We start from the raw sequence: 458 nt of genomic DNA on the forward strand, positions 1-458 counted from the left end.
ATGATGATTGTGTGGTACTCGCTTGTGGTAAGGATAATGTTGTAATATCTAAAACGGTTACAGCTAATGGTGACAACTATAATGAGTTCTTTACAGTGACCGGTGTTGAAGAATGTGGATTCATCATTGAATTACAAATCTTTAATAGATGGGGTGCAAAAATATATGAGTCTAATAATTATCAAAATGATTGGAATGGTAATTCTCATAGCTCATCAGTAGGAAGTTCCGGTAAAGTCCCAACAGGTACTTACTACTACGTAATTAATTTAAGAAATAGTGGACTAGAACCATTTGCTGGTCCTATCTACGTTGCAACAGATAAATAAACTTAACCGATGAAACTGAATAGATTTTTAAGTGTTGTAGTTTTTATACTAGGAATTTCTGCCTCTTTTGGACAGCAGTTACCTCAGTTTACACAATACATGTTTAATACCATCTCAATAAATCCAGCT

At 33.8% G+C, this 458-nt stretch carries 2 protein-coding genes; both read left to right on the forward strand.

Annotated elements, in window-relative coordinates:
• On the forward strand, positions 1-329 hold a 329-nt coding region (locus tag LBV24_RS15090), incomplete at its 5' end, for a T9SS type B sorting domain-containing protein (protein WP_224479487.1).
• A gap of 9 nt (positions 330-338) precedes the next feature.
• The coding region (locus tag LBV24_RS15095; protein ID WP_224479488.1) for a type IX secretion system membrane protein PorP/SprF at positions 339-458 on the forward strand (120 nt) is incomplete at its 3' end.

Origin of the sequence: Winogradskyella vincentii (assembly GCF_020166345.1) — a bacterium.
GTDB lineage: Bacteria > Bacteroidota > Bacteroidia > Flavobacteriales > Flavobacteriaceae > Winogradskyella > Winogradskyella vincentii.